11 protein-coding genes are annotated in these 14,962 nt (G+C 74.9%); 6 read left to right on the forward strand and 5 right to left on the reverse strand.

What is annotated here, in order from left to right:
• Positions 1 to 5: 5 nt before the first annotated feature.
• Positions 6 to 899: a TIGR03620 family F420-dependent LLM class oxidoreductase gene (locus tag ACFPZN_RS28655; RefSeq protein ID WP_378285338.1), complete on the reverse strand. Its 894-nt coding sequence runs from the start codon at positions 897 to 899 to the stop codon at positions 6 to 8.
• Between the two features lie 96 nt (positions 900 to 995).
• Here ACFPZN_RS28655 and ACFPZN_RS28660 point away from each other — a divergent pair, with 96 nt between their 5' ends.
• Positions 996 to 1,535, forward strand: coding sequence for a TetR/AcrR family transcriptional regulator (locus ACFPZN_RS28660; protein ID WP_378285339.1), 540 nt, complete (start codon positions 996 to 998; stop codon positions 1,533 to 1,535).
• Positions 1,536 to 1,542: 7 nt separating this feature from the next.
• Here ACFPZN_RS28660 and gdhA read toward each other — a convergent pair whose 3' ends face one another.
• Both gdhA and ACFPZN_RS28670 read right to left on the reverse strand, forming a co-directional pair.
• Complete coding sequence (gene gdhA, locus ACFPZN_RS28665; protein ID WP_378285340.1) at positions 1,543 to 2,919, reverse strand: NADP-specific glutamate dehydrogenase; 1,377 nt, start codon at positions 2,917 to 2,919, stop codon at positions 1,543 to 1,545.
• A 108-nt stretch (positions 2,920 to 3,027) separates the two neighbouring features.
• Positions 3,028 to 3,942: an NAD(P)-dependent oxidoreductase gene (locus ACFPZN_RS28670; RefSeq protein ID WP_378285341.1), complete on the reverse strand. Its 915-nt coding sequence runs from the start codon at positions 3,940 to 3,942 to the stop codon at positions 3,028 to 3,030.
• A gap of 110 nt (positions 3,943 to 4,052) precedes the next feature.
• Here ACFPZN_RS28670 and ACFPZN_RS28675 point away from each other — a divergent pair, with 110 nt between their 5' ends.
• The 5 genes from ACFPZN_RS28675 to ACFPZN_RS28695 all read left to right on the forward strand — a co-directional run bounded on the left by ACFPZN_RS28675 (position 4,053) and on the right by ACFPZN_RS28695 (position 10,459).
• Positions 4,053 to 7,229: an AfsR/SARP family transcriptional regulator gene (locus tag ACFPZN_RS28675; RefSeq protein WP_378285342.1), complete on the forward strand. Its 3,177-nt coding sequence runs from the start codon at positions 4,053 to 4,055 to the stop codon at positions 7,227 to 7,229.
• 11 nt (positions 7,230 to 7,240) lie between these two features.
• On the forward strand, positions 7,241 to 8,116 hold the full coding sequence (locus ACFPZN_RS28680) for an arylamine N-acetyltransferase family protein (RefSeq protein WP_378285343.1): 876 nt from the start codon (positions 7,241 to 7,243) through the stop codon (positions 8,114 to 8,116).
• 10 nt (positions 8,117 to 8,126) lie between these two features.
• Positions 8,127 to 8,603, forward strand: a complete 477-nt coding sequence (locus tag ACFPZN_RS28685) for an RrF2 family transcriptional regulator (RefSeq protein WP_378285344.1) — start codon at positions 8,127 to 8,129, stop codon at positions 8,601 to 8,603.
• Between the two features lie 82 nt (positions 8,604 to 8,685).
• A complete protein-coding gene (locus ACFPZN_RS28690; RefSeq protein WP_378285345.1) occupies positions 8,686 to 9,153 on the forward strand; it encodes a carboxymuconolactone decarboxylase family protein in 468 nt (155 codons plus the stop codon).
• 67 nt (positions 9,154 to 9,220) lie between these two features.
• A complete protein-coding gene (locus ACFPZN_RS28695) occupies positions 9,221 to 10,459 on the forward strand; it encodes an erythromycin esterase family protein (protein WP_378285346.1) in 1,239 nt (412 codons plus the stop codon).
• Here ACFPZN_RS28695 and ACFPZN_RS28700 read toward each other — a convergent pair.
• Together ACFPZN_RS28700 and ACFPZN_RS28705 are read right to left on the reverse strand one after the other, a co-directional pair.
• Positions 10,396 to 13,098: a helix-turn-helix transcriptional regulator gene (locus ACFPZN_RS28700; RefSeq protein ID WP_378285347.1), complete on the reverse strand. Its 2,703-nt coding sequence runs from the start codon at positions 13,096 to 13,098 to the stop codon at positions 10,396 to 10,398. The two genes, ACFPZN_RS28695 and ACFPZN_RS28700, sit on opposite strands and share 64 nt — an antisense overlap.
• Positions 13,099 to 13,112: 14 nt before the next feature.
• The gene (locus ACFPZN_RS28705) at positions 13,113 to 14,804 is read right to left on the reverse strand and encodes an IS200/IS605 family accessory protein TnpB-related protein (protein ID WP_378285348.1); all 1,692 of its coding nucleotides are present in this window, start codon (positions 14,802 to 14,804) and stop codon (positions 13,113 to 13,115) included.
• Positions 14,805 to 14,962: the final 158 nt, after the last annotated feature.

Here is a 14,962-nt window from a genome sequence, read left to right on the forward strand (position 1 = left end):
GTCCCCTAACCGGTCGCTGTCACGGCTTCCAGTATGGCCGGGGCGAGGCGTTCCAGTTGGTCGACCGCGGAGACCAGGTCGGGGGCGAAGGGGTGGACGAGCACGTGGTCGGCGCCCGCGTCCAGGTGGGCGCGGAGCCGTCCGGCGACGGCGGTTTCGTCGCCCCAGGCCAGGACGTCATCGACGAGGCGGTCGCTGGGGCCGCCCTTCAGGTCGTCGTCGGTGTAGCCGAGGCGCCGGAAGTTGCGGGTGTAGGGGTTGTCGTGGGCCCAGCCGGCGCCGAAGAGGGCGCGGAGGCGGGCGCGTGCGGCGTCGGGCTCGGTCTCCAGGACGACGGCCTGGTGCGGGATCAGCAGGGCGTCCGGGCCGAGGGCGGCGCGGGCGGTCGCCGTGTGCTCGACGGGCTGGAGGAACGGGTGGACGCCGTGGGCGCGTTCGCGGGCGAGCCGGTGGGCCTTCGGGCCGAGCGCCGCCAGGACGCGGGGGTAGGGGACGCCGGGGAGGATGCGCCGGGACGCGGCGTCCATCGCGTCGAGGTAGTCCCGGAGCGCGGTCAGGGGGCGGTCGCCGGAAGCCCCGCCCAGGCCCAGGACGAACCGGTCCGGGTACGCCTCGGCGAGGGTGGCCGCGCCGCCGTGCATGGCGACCGGGTCGCGCATGGACACGTTGGCGATGCCGGTGCCGACGGTGAGGCGTTCGGTGGCGGCCAGCATCAGCGCGTGCTGGGCGAAGACCTCGCGCCCGCCGGCCCCCGAGGCGGCGGGCGGTTCGCCGCTCCACAGCGAGGTGTAGCCGAGGCGCTCGACGCGGGCGAACTGCTCGCGCTGGACGGCGGCGGACGCCTCCAGCAGGGTGGCCGGCGCCACCCAGACCCCGAACCGGCCGCGGAACACGTCCATGATCCCTCCCAAATAATCGGAGCCAGCCTCCGGTTAATCTCCACTACAATAAGGAGGCAGCCTCCGCTTTGGCAAGCGGAGCAAGGGAGGGCGGGCATGCGGGCCGACGCACGGCGCAACTACGAACGGCTCCTGCGCGAGGCGCGCGCCGCCTTCGCCGAAAGCGGCGTCGAGGCGTCCCTGGAGGACATCGCGCGGCGTGCGGGCGTGGGCATCGGCACCCTCTACCGGCACTTCCCCACCCGGGACGCGCTGCTGGAGGCGCTGCTGCGGGACGGGTTCGACGCGCTGGCCGCGCGGGCGCGCGACGCCCCCGGCACGCGCGACGCCCTCGCCGCCTGGGCGCTCGCGCTGATGGAGTCCAGCACCGCCTACCGCGGGCTGACCACGGCGTTCATCACCACCCTGCGGGACGAGTCGACCGAGCTGTACGCCTCGTGCAAGGCGCTGAACGCGGCCGGCTCGGACCTGCTGGCCCGCGCGCAGCGGGCGGGCGAGATCAGGCCCGACGTGGACGCGCCGGAGTTCCTCACCATGGTCTACGGCATCGCGTGGGCCGACGAGCAGGCCCGCGGCGGCCGCACCGAGCGGCTCCTGGGCCTCCTGCTCGACGGCCTGCGCCCGCCGCGGCCATGAGAAGGGCTCAGATGAGGCCCTGCGCCAGGACGGCCTCGGTCACCCGCTCGAACCCGGCGATGTTGGCGCCCAGCACGTAGTCTCCCGGAGCCCCGTAGCGCTCGGCGGTCGCGTACACCTCCTCGTGGACGGACCGCATGATCCGCGCCAGCTCGTTCTCCACCTGCTCGAACGTCCACGACTCGCGGCCGGCGTTCTGCCGCATCTCCAGGCCGCTGGTCGCGACGCCGCCCGCGTTGGCGGCCTTGCCCGGCCCGAACGCGACGCCCGCCTCCCGGAACAGCCGGACGGCCTCCGGGGTGGCCGGCATGTTCGCGCCCTCGGAGACGGCCTTGACCCCGTTGCGGACCAGCGTCGCGGCGGCGTCGGCGTCCAGCTCGTTCTGCGTCGCGGACGGGAAGGCGATGTCGGCGGGCACGTCCCAGACGCTGCCGCCGGGCACGTACCGGGCGGAGGAGCCGCGCGCCTCCGCGTAGTCGGACACCCGGCCCCGCTCCACCTCCTTCACCTGGCGGAGGAGGGCGACGTCGATGCCCTTCTCGTCGACCACGTAGCCGCCCGAGTCGGACACGGTGATGACGTTGGCGCCCAGCGACTGCGCCTTCTCGACCGTGTGGATCGCGACGTTCCCGGATCCGGAGACGAGGACCTGCCGCCCCTCGTAGTCCTCCCCGATCAGCCGCAGCATCTCGGCGGTGAACAGCACGTTCCCGTACCCGGTGGCCTCCGGCCGGCCCGCCGAGCCGCCCCAGCCGGGGCCCTTCCCGGTGAGGACCCCGGCCTCCCAGCGGTTGGTGAGCCGCCGGTACTGCCCGAACAGGTAGCCGATCTCCCGCGTGCCGACCCCGATGTCGCCGGCCGGGACGTCGGTGTGCTCGCCGAGGTGGCGGTGCAGCTCGGTCATGAACGACTGGCAGAACCGCATCACCTCGGCGTCCGAGCGGCCGTGCGGGTCGAAGTCGCTGCCGCCCTTGCCGCCGCCGAGCGACAGCCCGGTCAGCGCGTTCTTGAACACCTGCTCGAAGCTGAGGAACTTCATGATCCCCAGGTTGACCGAGGGGTGGAAGCGCAGCCCGCCCTTGTAGGGCCCCAGCACCCCGTTGAACTCCACGCGGAACCCGCGGTTCACGTGGATCTCGCCGGAGTCGTCCGTCCAGGGGACGCGGAAGATGATCTGCCGTTCGGGCTCGGTGATCCGCTCGACGACCTTGGCGTCGGCCAGCTCGGGACGGGCGTCCAGGACGGGGACGAGGGCGTCCAGCACCTCGCGTACCGCCTGGTGGAACTCGGGCTCGCCCGGGTTCCGGCGGAGGATCCGCTCGTAGGTCTCCTCCAGCGCGGACACCGCGGCGCCGGACGCCGATCGGTGGGGGGACAAGGGCATGTGCGCTCCTTCTGGGACGACACTTTTCACTCGCTCACCGTCACGGAGCATATGTTCACCGCGCCGCCGGTCTCCCGTGAGATCGGTCAGCGTCGCGGACGGGATAGGTCAGTCGTTCCTGATCGGCGCCCCGTTCGGCTTCCTGAGGGCCTCGATGACGCTGCCCAGCCCGTCGGCAGCGTGACCTGCCTTGACGGCCCGCTCGAACAGGTCGCGGAGCGCGGCCGGGTAGGCGGTGTCGATGCCGGCGTCGCGGCTGGCCTCGACGACGTGCCCGGCGCCCACGGCCTGCATGGTGAGGCTGTTGAGGTCTCCCGGAGAGTGACCGGCCTCGATTTCGTCGGTGATGATTTTCAGGAAGGCCATCGGGCCGTCCTCGGCCAGCTCGCGCACCGTCCGGGCGGCGTACGGGAGGAACTCGCGCGCGCTCACCCCGGCCGTCTCCAGCAGCGCCACCGAGTGCATGTAGCTGCTGAGCGTGGACCAGAACAGGAACAGCTGCGCCTGGTAGTAGAGCATGGCCAGGCCGGGGTCCTCGCCCACGTAGGACACGTCGGCGATCGCCTTCAGGGTGTCGCTGTGGCGGTCGATGGCCTGCTCGGGGCCGCTGTAGAAGACGTACGCGCCCGGCCGGCCGATCCCGGGCGGCGGCGTCATGATCCCGCCGGTGAGCAGGACGGCGCCGTGCCCGGCCGCCCACGCGGACGCCTTCCGCAGCTCCTCCGGGGTGCCCGAGCTGAGGTTGACCAGGACCTTTTCGTCCAGTGCCCCGGTGGCCGGGCCGAGCGAGTCGTACATGGCCCCGTAGTCGATCTGGCTGATGACGATCACCTCGGACGCGGCGAGGGCGTCGGCGGGCGTGACCGCCTTGGTCGCGCCCTTGGAGACCAGGGGGTCGGCCTTGCTCGCCGTGCGGTTCCACACCGTGGTCGGGTGCCCCTTGGCGAGGAAGGTCTCGGCCATGCCCGCCCCCATGGGGCCGAGGCCGATGACGGTGACGGGTGCGAGTTCGTGCGTAGACATATGCGCTCCTTTCAACGGGATCCACAGTGCTGGGCGCGGCTACGGATCCCCTTCGGATCCGCTACGGACGTGCGCGCGAACGCCCGTCCGAGGGCGGTTAGCCTGGCGGTGTGCGCTTCGGGGTGCTCGGTCCGCTGGCGGTGTGGACGGACGACGGCCGTCCCGTCCACGTGCCCGAGCCCAAGGTCAGGGCGCTGCTGGCCGATCTGCTGGTGGCCAGGGGGCGGCCGGTGCCGTCCGACCGGCTGGTGGACGATCTGTGGGGCGAGCGGCCCCCGCGCAACCCCACCGGCACGCTCCAGGCGCGGATCTCGCAGCTGCGCGCCGTCCTGGACGGTGCGGAGCCCGGCGCCCGCGCGCTGGTCGCGTTCCGTCCGCCCGGGTACGCCCTGGAGGCGTCGGATGTGGACGCGGCGCGTTTCGAGGAGTTGACCGTCCGGGCGGGGAAGGCGGCCGACCCCGGGCTCAGGGCGTCTCTGCTGGTGGAGGCGCTGGACCTGTGGCGGGGCGAGGCGTTCGCCGACGTCGCCGACGCCGCTTTCGCCCGCGCCGCGATCACCGACCTGGAGGAGCGGCGCCTGGCCGCCCTGGAGGACCTCGCCTGGACGCGCCTGGAACTGGGCGAGCATGCCCTGGCCGCGAGCGAACTGGCGGGGCCGGTGGCGCACCATCCGCTGCGCGAGCGGCTGCGCGCCGCGTACATGAAGGCGCTCTACCTCGCCGGCCGCCAGGGTGAGGCCCTGGCCGCCTACCAGGACCTGCGCGAACGCCTGGCGGAGGAGCTGGGCGTCGATCCGGGGCCGGAGGCCGCCGCGTTGCACCAGGCGATCCTGCTCCGGGACCCCGCGCTGGCGCCGCGTCCGGCCACCGTCCCGGAGGCTGCGGCGCCTTCGCGGACGAACCTGCCCGAGCCGCTCAGCGACCTCGTCGGCCGCGACGAGGCGATCAAGGAGGCCCGGGACGCGCTGGCGACCTCCCGGCTGGTCACGCTCACCGGGCCGGGCGGGGTGGGCAAGACCCGGCTGGCGCTGGCGGTCGCCGCCGATCCGGGCGGGCCGCCCTTCCCTGACGGCGTGTGGCTGGCGGAGCTGGCCGCGGTTCCGGCCGCCGGGAGCGCCGGGGTGCTCGGCGACGCCGTGGCGGGCGTGCTCGGCCTGCGGGACGACTCGCTCCCCGGGGATCCGGTGGAACGGCTCGCGGAGGCGCTGCGCGGGCGCCGGATGCTGCTCGTCCTCGACAACTGCGAACACGTGATCGGCCCGGCGGCGGAGCTGGCCGTGCGGCTGCTGGCGTCGGCGCCCGGCCTGCGGGTCCTGGCGACCGGCCGGGAGCCGCTGGGGATCGAGGGCGAGCGGCTGCTGGCCGTCCCGCCGCTGGAGCACGCGGGCGCGGTGGAGCTGTTCACGGCGCGGGCCGCGGCGGCCGCGCCGGGCTTCACCGTGGACGATCCCGCGGCGGTCGCGATGATCTGCCGGCGGCTGGACGGGATTCCGCTGGCGCTGGAGCTGGCCGCCACCCGCGTGCGGGCGCTGGGTGTGCGGGAGCTGGCCGGGCGGCTGGACGATCGCTTCCGGGTGCTGTCCTCGGGACGGCGGGACGCCCCCGCCCGGCAGCGCACCCTGCGGGCGGTGATCGACTGGAGCTGGGAGCTGCTGGACGGCCCGGAGCGCCTCGTCCTGCGACGCCTGGCCGTGCACGCCGACGGCTGCGCGCTGGAGGCCGCCGAGCGGATCTGCGCCGAGCCGGGCGTCGACGTGCTGGACGTGCTGGCCCGCCTTGTGGACCGGTCGCTGGTCACGGTCGTGCGGGACGGATCGGGCGGCACGCGGTACCGGCTGCTGGAGTCGGTCGCCGCCTACGGCCTGGAGCGGTTGGAGGAGGCGGGCGAGGGTGACGCCGTCCGGCGCCGCCACGCGCGCCACTACGCCGGGCTGGCCGGGCGCGGGACGGCCGGGCTGCGCGGGCCGGATCAGCGGCAGTGGCTCGGGCGCCTCGACCGGGAGGGCGCCAACCTGCGCGCCGCGCTGGACCGGGCCGCCGGCGCCGGGGACGCGGACCTCGCGCTGGCGCTGGTCAACGGGCTCGCCTGGTACTGGTACCTGCGGGGCCGTTTCGGTGAGGCGACCCGTTCGCTGGACGCCGCGCTCGCCGTGCCGGGTCCGGCCGATCCGGTGGCGCGGGCGGAGGCGGTGGCCTGGCGCGCGGGCATGGTCATGGCCTCCGGCGACGGGGACGACTCGGAGCGGCTGAGGCTGGAGGCGCTGCGCGCGTACGACGGCCTCGACGCTCCGGATTCGCTGGCCCGTGCGCGGGTGGTGTGGTTCCTCGGGCACGTCCACTGGCCGTACGGCGACCTGGACGCCAACGCCGAGCGGGTCGCGGGCGCGCTGGCGACGTTCCGGGCCCGCGGCGACCGCTGGGGGACGGCGGCGGCGCTGAGCCTGCGGGCCAAGCAGGCGATGGTGCGCGGCGACCTGGACGGGCTGGCCCGCGACGGCGAGCGCAGCCTGCGGCTGTTCCGCGAGCTCGGGGATCCGTGGGGGCGGCTGGAGGCGACCGACGCGCTCGGCCGCCATGCGGAGATCACCGGCGACTACGGGCGGTCGGCCGCGCTGCGGCGGGAGGCCCTGGCCCTGGCGGAGGAGCTGGGTCTGGGGGCGGAGGCCGCGTTCAAGCTGGCGGAGCTGGGCCGGCTGGCGCTGCTGACCGGCGACCTGGAACGGGCAGGGGAGCTGCACGAGCGGGCGTTCCGGCTGGCGGCCGCGCTGCCGAGCCGGTCCGCGCTGGAGTTCTCGGAGATCGGGCTGGCGCTGGTGGCGCGGCGTCGCGGCGACCTGGACGCGGCGGAGCGGCACCTGCGGGCCCGGCTGGGCTGGCTGCGCGACATCGGCGGCCGGTCCGGGGTCGCGTTCGTGCTGGCCCAGCTGGGGTTCGTGGCGGAGCAGCGCGGTGCGGCGGGACGCGCGCTGGAGCTGCACCGCGAGGCGCTGGACGCGGCGCGGGCGACGGGCGACCCGCGTGCGGTGGCGCTGGCGCTGGAGGGGATCGCCGGGGCGCGGGCGGCGGCCGGGCACCCCGCCGAGGCGGCGCGGCTGCTCGGGACGGCCGGCGGCCTGCGCGCCTCGATCGGCGCCCCGCTCCCGCCGGGCGAGCGCGCCGACGTGGAGCGGATCGAGGCGGCGGCCCGTGCCGCGCTGGGCGACCGGGTCTTCGACGAGACGTTCGAGGGGGCCTTGGGGCGGGGCGCGGAGGCGTGGTTTAATCTAGATGTCAGCTATCCAGATTGAGAGGCGGGCCGATGACGCACCCACCCGGTGATCTCGCCTGGCAGGGCGAGCTGCTGGACCTCGACGCCTATCTGGCCCGCATCGGCTACGAGGGCGACCGCTCCCCGACCCTGGAGACGCTGCGCCGCCTGCAGGGCGGGCACGTCACCTCCATCCCGTTCGAGAACCTGGAGATCTTCCTCGGCCGGCCCGTGCTGCTGGGCGTGGAGGCCGTCCAGGACAAGCTCGTCCGGCACCGGCGCGGCGGCTACTGCTTCGAGCACACCGAGCTGTTCGCGGCCGCGCTGGAACGGCTCGGCTTCACCTTCACCGCCCTCAGCGCCCGCGTCTCGCTGGGCTTCGACAAGCTGCTGCCCGCCACGCACGCGCTCGTCCGCGTCGAGGTCGACGGCGGGCTGTGGATCTGCGACGTCGGCTTCGGCGCCGGCCCGCTCGCGCCCCTCCCGTTCGAGGACGGCGCCGAGGCGGAGCAGGGCGGCTGGGCATACCGGCTCGAACGGCTCACCGGCGACGCGGGCGGGCTGCCCGGCGCGCAGGAGTGGGCGCTGCACCAGCGGGGCCCGGAGGGCTGGCTGCGCCGCCACACGTTCATGCTCGCGCCCTCGTACCGGATCGACTACGAGGTCGGGAACCACTTCGTCTCCACCCACCCGAACTCGCCGTTCACCGGCCGCGCCTACAGCCAGCGGTACGCGCCGGACGTCCAGTACCAGCTGGACGGCACGCGGCTGACGGCCACGCACGCCGACGGGCGCGCCGACGCGGTCGAGGTCCGGGAGCTGGAGCCGGGCGAGGTCCCCAAGGTCCTCGCCGAGACCTTCGGCGTCGAGCTGGCCGCCGCCGACGCGTCCCGGCTGGTCGGCGAGCTGTCGCGGGCGCGGGGGTAGCACCGTGCGGATGAACGAGGGGGTCGAGTGGGCGGCGCACGTCCTGCTGCTGCTCGACTGGGTGGACTCGGACCGCCCGATGTCCACCACCCGGCTGGCGGCGGGCTACGAGCTGCCGCCGCCGTACCTCAACAAGCAGCTCCAGGCGCTGGTCAGGGCGGGCCTCCTGACCTCGACGCCGGGGGCGCGGGGCGGGTTCCGGCTGGCCCGCCCGCTCGACAAGATCACCCTGATGGACGTGGTCACCGCGATCGAGGGGCCGGACGAGGCGTTCCGCTGCACCGAGATCCGGCGGCACGGGCCCGGCCGGGACGCCCCGGAACGCGTCTACGACTCCCCCTGCGCGGTGAACGCCGCGATGCGCCGGGCCGAGCTGGCCTGGCGGCAGGCGCTGGCCGAGCAGACGCTCGCCGACGTCCAGGCGGAGGCCGAGGCGCACGCCCCGCGCCTGGGCGAGCAGCTCCGCGCCTGGCACGAGCGCACCTGAGAACCGCAACGTCCACCCTGCGCACCGCCGCAGGCCGTGAATCTGGACATCAAGTATCCAATTAAGTGAGGGAGTATCGATCATGCAGGAACGGATGCCCGACGTCACCGAGCTGGCGCCCGGCGCGTACAAGGCCCTGTTCGCCCTGGAGGCGTTCCTGGGGCAGAGCGGCCTCCCCGCCGCCACCCGCCACCTGATCAAACTGCGGGCCAGCCAGATCAACGGCTGCGGCTTCTGCGTCGACATGCACGCCCACGACGCCAAGAAGGACGGCGAGAGCGACGAGCGCCTCTGGTCGGTGGCGACCTGGCGCGAGGCGCCGTACTACACCGCCGAGGAGCGGGCCGCGCTGGCCCTGACCGAGGCCGCCACCCGCCTGGCCGACAACCCGGACGGCGTCCCGGACGACGTCTGGGACGAGGCCGCCGACCACTACGGCGAGGAGGAGCTGGCCGCCCTGGTCATGGCCATCGCGGCGATCAACGCCTGGAACCGGATCAACGTCACCATCCGCCGGCCCGCCGGCGCCCTGCGCCGCGCCGCCGCCTGACCGGTCACGTGACAGATGCCCCGGTCATCGGCTCGTCCTAGCGTCGGAGTGGACGGAAGGAGAGCCGATGGCCAGGGCAGACGACGAGCGGCCGGCGGCCGTCCGGTGGATCGCCGGACGCGCCCGCCCGCTGGGCACCGCGGCACCGGACGATCTGGAGCCGCTGCGGGCGCTCGCGGACGGCGCCGCGGTCGTGGGGCTGGGCGCCTCGACCCGCGGCGCGCACGAGGTGTCCGCGCTCCAGCACCGCATCCTGCGGTTCCTGGTGGAGGAGGAGGGGTTCCGCGCCCTCGCCCTGGAGGAGGACTGGACGACCGGCCTGCTCCTGGACGCCCACGTGCTGACCGGCGAGGGCGAGCCGCGCGCGCTACTGAGGCGGATGTGGCTGCCCTGGCAGACCCGCGAGATGCTCGACGTCCTCGCCTGGATGCGGGCGTACAACCAGCGGAACCCCGGCGATCCCGTGCGGTTCGTCGGGGTGGACATGTCCACGACGCGCGCGGTCGCCTACGACGCCGTCGCCGCGTACGCGCGCCGCGCCGCCCCCGGCCGGCTGCCCGAACTGGAGGAGCACTACGGGCCGCTCCGCCCCGACCCCGCCGCCGCGATCGACGAGCACGTCGGACGCTACCGGCGCCTCCCCGACAAGCGACCGCACATCCGCCGCGCCGAGCAGGCGCACGACCTGGTCGCCGGGCTGCCCGCCGCCGAAGGACGGGACCTGGCGCTCCACCACGCCCGCGCGATCGTGGACTTCCACCGCTTCCACTCCCGCCCGGTCATGGAGGCCCTCCCGTACGTGGAGCGCCGCATGGCCGAGAACATCCTCGGGTGGCGCGGGCACACCGGCTCGAAGATCGTCTACTGGGGCGGCATCGGGCACTCCGCCGGCAACACGGGCGGGCTGCTGCGCGAGCGGCTCGGCACCGGCTACCTCTCCATGGCCCTGACCTTCGGGCGCGGGGCGGTGCACGGCGGCGTCCCCGTCCCGCACCCGCCCGGCGACTTCGCCGACGCGGTGTTCGACGAGGCCGCCCCGTCCGGGCTCTACCTGGCCGACCTCCGCGCTCCCGAGAACGACGCCGCCCGCGCGTGGCTGGACGCCCCGGCCAAGCTCCGCGTGATCGGCCCCGGGTACCGGGCCGAGGACGACGCCGACCACCACATGGCCGGGGGCACGATCCGCCGCTGGGTCGACGCCGTCGTCCACACCCGCGAGGTGACGCCCGCGCGCTTCGTCCCTCAGGCTGAGGCCAGGTCGAGCCGGGCCAGCTCACCGCGCGACGCGACGCCCAGCTTGGGATAGACCTTGTAGAGGTGGTAGCCGACGGTCCGGGGGCTGAGGAACAGCTGGGCGCCGATCTCCCGGTTGCTCAACCCGGACGCGGCCAGCCGCACGACCTGCAGCTCCTGCGGGGTGAGCGAGGCCAGCGCCCCGGCCGTCCCGTCCGGCTCGGCGACGCTCTCCCCGGCGGCGCGCAGCTCGGTCCGGGCGCGCTCGGCCCAGGGCTCGGCGCCGAGCCGCTCGAAGGCGTCCAGGGCCGAGTGGAGGAGAGGGCGGGCGTCGTTGCGGCGGCGGGACCGGCGCAGCCACTCCCCGTACAGCAGCTCGGTGCGGGCCCGCTCGAACGGCGAGGACGCCGCGTCCCGGCGGTGCAGCTCGACCGCCCGCGCGAACGCCTGGTCCGCCTCCCCTGCGCCGGTGGCGAGCAGGGCGGCGCAGCGCAGCGCGATCGCCTCGGCCCACGGGCGGCGGATCCGCGCGGCCCAGTCCCGGTACCAGGCGGCGGCCTCCCGCCCGCGCTCGGGAGTCCCCGCCCGCACGGCGGCCTCGACCAGGTCGGGCAGGCTGCCGAGGGAACCCTGCCGCCGGGACCCCGCCACCACGTCCGACAGCCGGGACAGCGCGGCCTCGTACCGGCCGAGGCCCAGATCGAGCAGGCCCAGCGCCCCGGCGGCGTGCGCCGTGCCCGGCGGGACGCCGCGCCGCAGCGCCTCCCCCGCCAACTCCGCGCAGCGCTCCTCCTCACCCGCGATCGCCGCCAGCAGCGCCAGCACGGTCGCGTTGTAGACGCGGAGGCGGTGCTGCCCGATGTCCCCGGCGATCCGCATGCCCTCGGTCGCCGCGGTGAGGGCCTCGGCGTGCCGTCCCAGCATGAGCCGGGCCCGGGCGAGCAGCGGCAGCGCCAGGGACAGCAGCCCGGCCGAGCCCTGGTCGCGGCAGCGCTGCGCCACGTCGGCGGCCACCCGCTCGGCGCCCTCGAGGTCCCCGGCGAGCAGCCGCCACCACCCGGTCTCCACGACCTCACGAGTGCCCAGGCAGCCGGCCATGTCGGTGATCAGCTCGTTCAGCGCGGCCGTGTCCCCGCCCGCGGCCGGCGGGTCCTGGCCGAGGAACATCGTGGCCAGGGCGCGCGGCAGGTGCCCGTTCGGCAGCTTCAGCTCCTCGGCCCGCTCGGCCGCCCGGCGCAACGCGTCCACGTCCCCGGCCTTGGACGCGGCGGAGGCGGCCTTGAAGAGCAGGTGACCGGCCAGGTGCGGCTCCTGGTCCGCGACCTCGCCGGCGATCCCGCTCAGCAGCCGGTACGCCTCCCTGCCGCGGTCGCCCTCCTCGGCGAGCAGGGCCCGGATCAGCACCAGGTCGGCCCGCCGCACCGGGTCGGGCGTGTCGGCCTCGGCCCGTTCGGCGAGCGCGATGGCGTGCTCGGACAGGCCGCCGTCGGCGGCGGCGCGGGCCGCGACCGCCAGCCGCCGCCCCCGGTCGGCGGGGTCGGGGCTGAGCACGGCGGCGCGCTCGTACATCGCCGACACCACCGCGTTCCCGCCCACGCCGAGGTCGAGCCCGGCGGCGCGCTCCAGGACGGCGGCCACGGTCTCGTCCGGCCCGGTGGCGGACCGGGCCAGGTGCCAGGCGTACCGGCACCCGTCGCCCAGCTCCCGGTGCGCCTCGGCGAGCGCGCGGTGCGCGGCCAGCCTGCGGCTCAGCGGCGCGGCCGTGTACGCCGCGGTCCGGATCAGCGGGTGCCGGAACTTCAGGAGCCCGTCGGCGGAGGTCACCAGGCCCCGGCGCTCGGCCGGGTCGAGATCGGCGACCGACGCGCCGAGCCGTCCGGCCGCCGGGACGATCAGCGCGAGATCGCCGGTGCCGTCGGCCGCCGCGACCAGCAGCGCGGTCCGCGAGGGCTCCGGCAGCGCCGCGACACGAGCGGCGAACGCCCCCTGGATCCGCTGGAACCTGGACGACGGGGAGTCAGTCCTCGCGGACACGGCGGGCAGTTCCAGCAGCGCCAGCGGGTTGCCCATCGCCTCGGCCAGGATCTCGTGCCGCTCGTGCCGGGGCAGCTCGGCGGCACGCTCGGCCAGCAGGTCGGCGGCGGCCGCCGGGTCAAGGCCGCGCAGCCGCAGTTCGGGCAGGCCGGGCGCGACGAACTCCGTCTCGTCGGGGTCGCGCGCGGCCAGCAGCACCGCGATCGGCTCGGCCTCCAAGCGCCGGACCGCGAACAACAGCACCTCAGCCGACGCGGAATCGAGCCACTGCACGTCGTCGACCAGGCACAGCAGCGGGCGTTCCTCGGCGAGATCGGCCAGCAGAGTGAGCAAAGCCAGCCCGGCCAGGAACCGATCCCCATCACCGCCGCCGCCCATGCCGAGCACCTCACGCAGGGCACCCGCCTGCGGACCCGGCAGCGCGTCGATCCTGTCCAGCTCCCCGCCGAGCAGCAGGTGCAGGCCCGCGTACGGCATCCCGGTCTCGTTCTCGATGCCGGTCCCGCGCAGCACCCGCATGCCCTTCCCGGCGGCACGGGCCGCGGCGAGCTCCAGCAACGCCGTCTTCCCGATCCCGGCCTCGCCCCGCAGCACCAACGCCCCGCTCCGGCCACCGGCGGCCCCGTCCAGCAGCCGGTCGATCGCGGCCGCTTCCCCGGCCCTCCCGTGCAACCGCATGTCCACAACCGTTCCTATTCAGTTTCAGTGTGCAGGATTGGCATCTGATGCCGACTCCCGGAACTGCGCGTATCCCGAACGGTGTTGGATGCGCTGGTCACCCGCGTTCGTCTGCCCGTCCGGCTGGGTGCATCGTGTGCAGGTTCCGTGACGGGTGGGCGGGTTCCCTCACGCCTTCGGCTACCCGGTCGGGCCTGGGCGGTCCGATGCCCCTGCTCATCGCTCCGGTGAGCAGGGGGCGGTGCCGTCCGTCGCCGGATCGGGTGCCCGAGGGCGCGTCGCCCGATCGCGATGCTCGCGGCATCGTGCCGGGACACTTCACGGCGTGGGGTACGCAGCGGCTTCTGCCAATGCTGGGCACCCCACTGGGATGTGTAGGCCGGGTCGACGGCCACGACCGCCAAGCCCGCTTCGGCCGCCATCGACACCAGCCGTGCCTTCAGTTTCTCGGTGGGGAAGCCGGAGATCAGCTGCCGGAACCGCCTGCGCCGCCCGTGCTTCTCCCGGGTCTTGCCGTCGGTGAAGTCGAGGTCTTCGATGGCGATGGCGACCACGCCGCAGGATACGGCCCAGTGCAGCAGGCGGGTGAGGGCGTGCCGGATCTGCGCGTCACGGTGGGTGGAGGTGCCGGTCAGGGTGTAGCCGAAGCGGTGCGGGTCGCCGATGGGGTTGCCGCAGGGGTCGAGCCGCCATGCGGCCAGGTGGTCGGCGTTGGCGTCCACCCCGACCACACCCCGCGCGCACGCCGTCCGGAGGGGGATCGCCTGGACGGGGCTGCGCTGCCAGGACGCGGTCAGATACCAGCGGTCGCGTTCGGGGTCGTGGTGGATGCGGTAGGCCACCGCCCGGTCCGCCTGGACGCGGTCGGCCCACTCGGCGCCCCGGTGCCGGAACGCGACGCGGGCGGCCAGGACGTAGCGGCCGTGCGGAGCGTTCGCCAGGGACGCCAAGGGGGCGGGGAGGCGGATCGACACCTGGCCGCCGGGGGTGAGGCGGATGGTCTCGTTACCGCACCGCTTCCCGCTCTCGCCATCGGCGGCCAGGAACGATCGCCGGGCCTCCCAGCGCTCCCGCCACCGCCGCTCGGTGAGCCCGGCATCGCCGAGATGGTGGCGGGTGCGGGCGAGTCTCTTGCCGCCGCGTACCACGTGCACGATCCCGGCGTCCCGGTCGGCCCGCTCACCGGTGAGCCGGTCTTTCAGAACGGCCAGGCGGCGGGACTTGGCGAACCACTCGCGCCGGGACCCGTACCCGCCCGGCGCCCGCCCGGCACCCCTGGCTCCCATGGGCAGGGACAGCCGGTGCTCCAGCGTCCGCACTCCCGCCTCCAGGCCCTGGATGTGCGCGTGCTGGGCGCGGCGGGCCAGGGCCCACTGGTCATGGGTGGCCTTGGTGATCGAACCGGCCCACCGCGCCGACGACACCCCGGTCAACTCCCGCTTGCGCGCCGCCCACCGATCCGCATCATGCGCCAGGCCATCGCCACACCGGGCCTTCAGATCCCGGGCGGCCAGCGACCCCAGATGCGCCCCCACCAGCCGCAACACCCGCTCGTCGGCAGCGGTCAGGCCCTTGAGACGGTCACGCACCGCCACCCCCGGCGGGCCCGCCGCCACGAACGGCGGCGCGATCGGACGCACCCCGCCGCCTGGGGGGCGGGCTGCGCGGCCGGGAGCGGCAGCACCACCGGAAGCGGTGCGCGACATGACGAACACTTTAAGTGACATAACTCGAACATGCAATCGACTTCTGCTGCTCGGACGCCGTGGCGGCACATCGCCATAGGCACGCATGGGTATTCATGGACACTCCTGAACACTCTCCCGCCAACAGGTCCGAACCCTACGTATGTCGGTGATAAGGC

Source organism: Actinomadura rugatobispora (assembly GCF_042656285.1).
In the GTDB taxonomy this organism is placed as follows: Bacteria; Actinomycetota; Actinomycetes; order Streptosporangiales; family Streptosporangiaceae; genus Spirillospora; species Spirillospora rugatobispora.

Coding starts and splice junctions, on each gene's coding strand:
- ACFPZN_RS28655 (WP_378285338.1), bottom strand. CDS start 899: ATGGACGTGTTCCGCGGCCGGTTCGGGGTCTGGGTGGCGCCGGCCACC.
- gdhA (WP_378285340.1), bottom strand. CDS start 2,919: ATGCCCTTGTCCCCCCACCGATCGGCGTCCGGCGCCGCGGTGTCCGCG.
- ACFPZN_RS28670 (WP_378285341.1), bottom strand. CDS start 3,942: ATGTCTACGCACGAACTCGCACCCGTCACCGTCATCGGCCTCGGCCCC.
- ACFPZN_RS28690 (WP_378285345.1), top strand. CDS start 8,686: ATGCAGGAACGGATGCCCGACGTCACCGAGCTGGCGCCCGGCGCGTAC.
- ACFPZN_RS28685 (WP_378285344.1), top strand. CDS start 8,127: ATGAACGAGGGGGTCGAGTGGGCGGCGCACGTCCTGCTGCTGCTCGAC.
- ACFPZN_RS28695 (WP_378285346.1), top strand. CDS start 9,221: ATGGCCAGGGCAGACGACGAGCGGCCGGCGGCCGTCCGGTGGATCGCC.
- ACFPZN_RS28700 (WP_378285347.1), bottom strand. CDS start 13,098: ATGCGGTTGCACGGGAGGGCCGGGGAAGCGGCCGCGATCGACCGGCTG.
- ACFPZN_RS28660 (WP_378285339.1), top strand. CDS start 996: ATGCGGGCCGACGCACGGCGCAACTACGAACGGCTCCTGCGCGAGGCG.
- ACFPZN_RS28680 (WP_378285343.1), top strand. CDS start 7,241: ATGACGCACCCACCCGGTGATCTCGCCTGGCAGGGCGAGCTGCTGGAC.
- ACFPZN_RS28705 (WP_378285348.1), bottom strand. CDS start 14,804: ATGTCGCGCACCGCTTCCGGTGGTGCTGCCGCTCCCGGCCGCGCAGCC.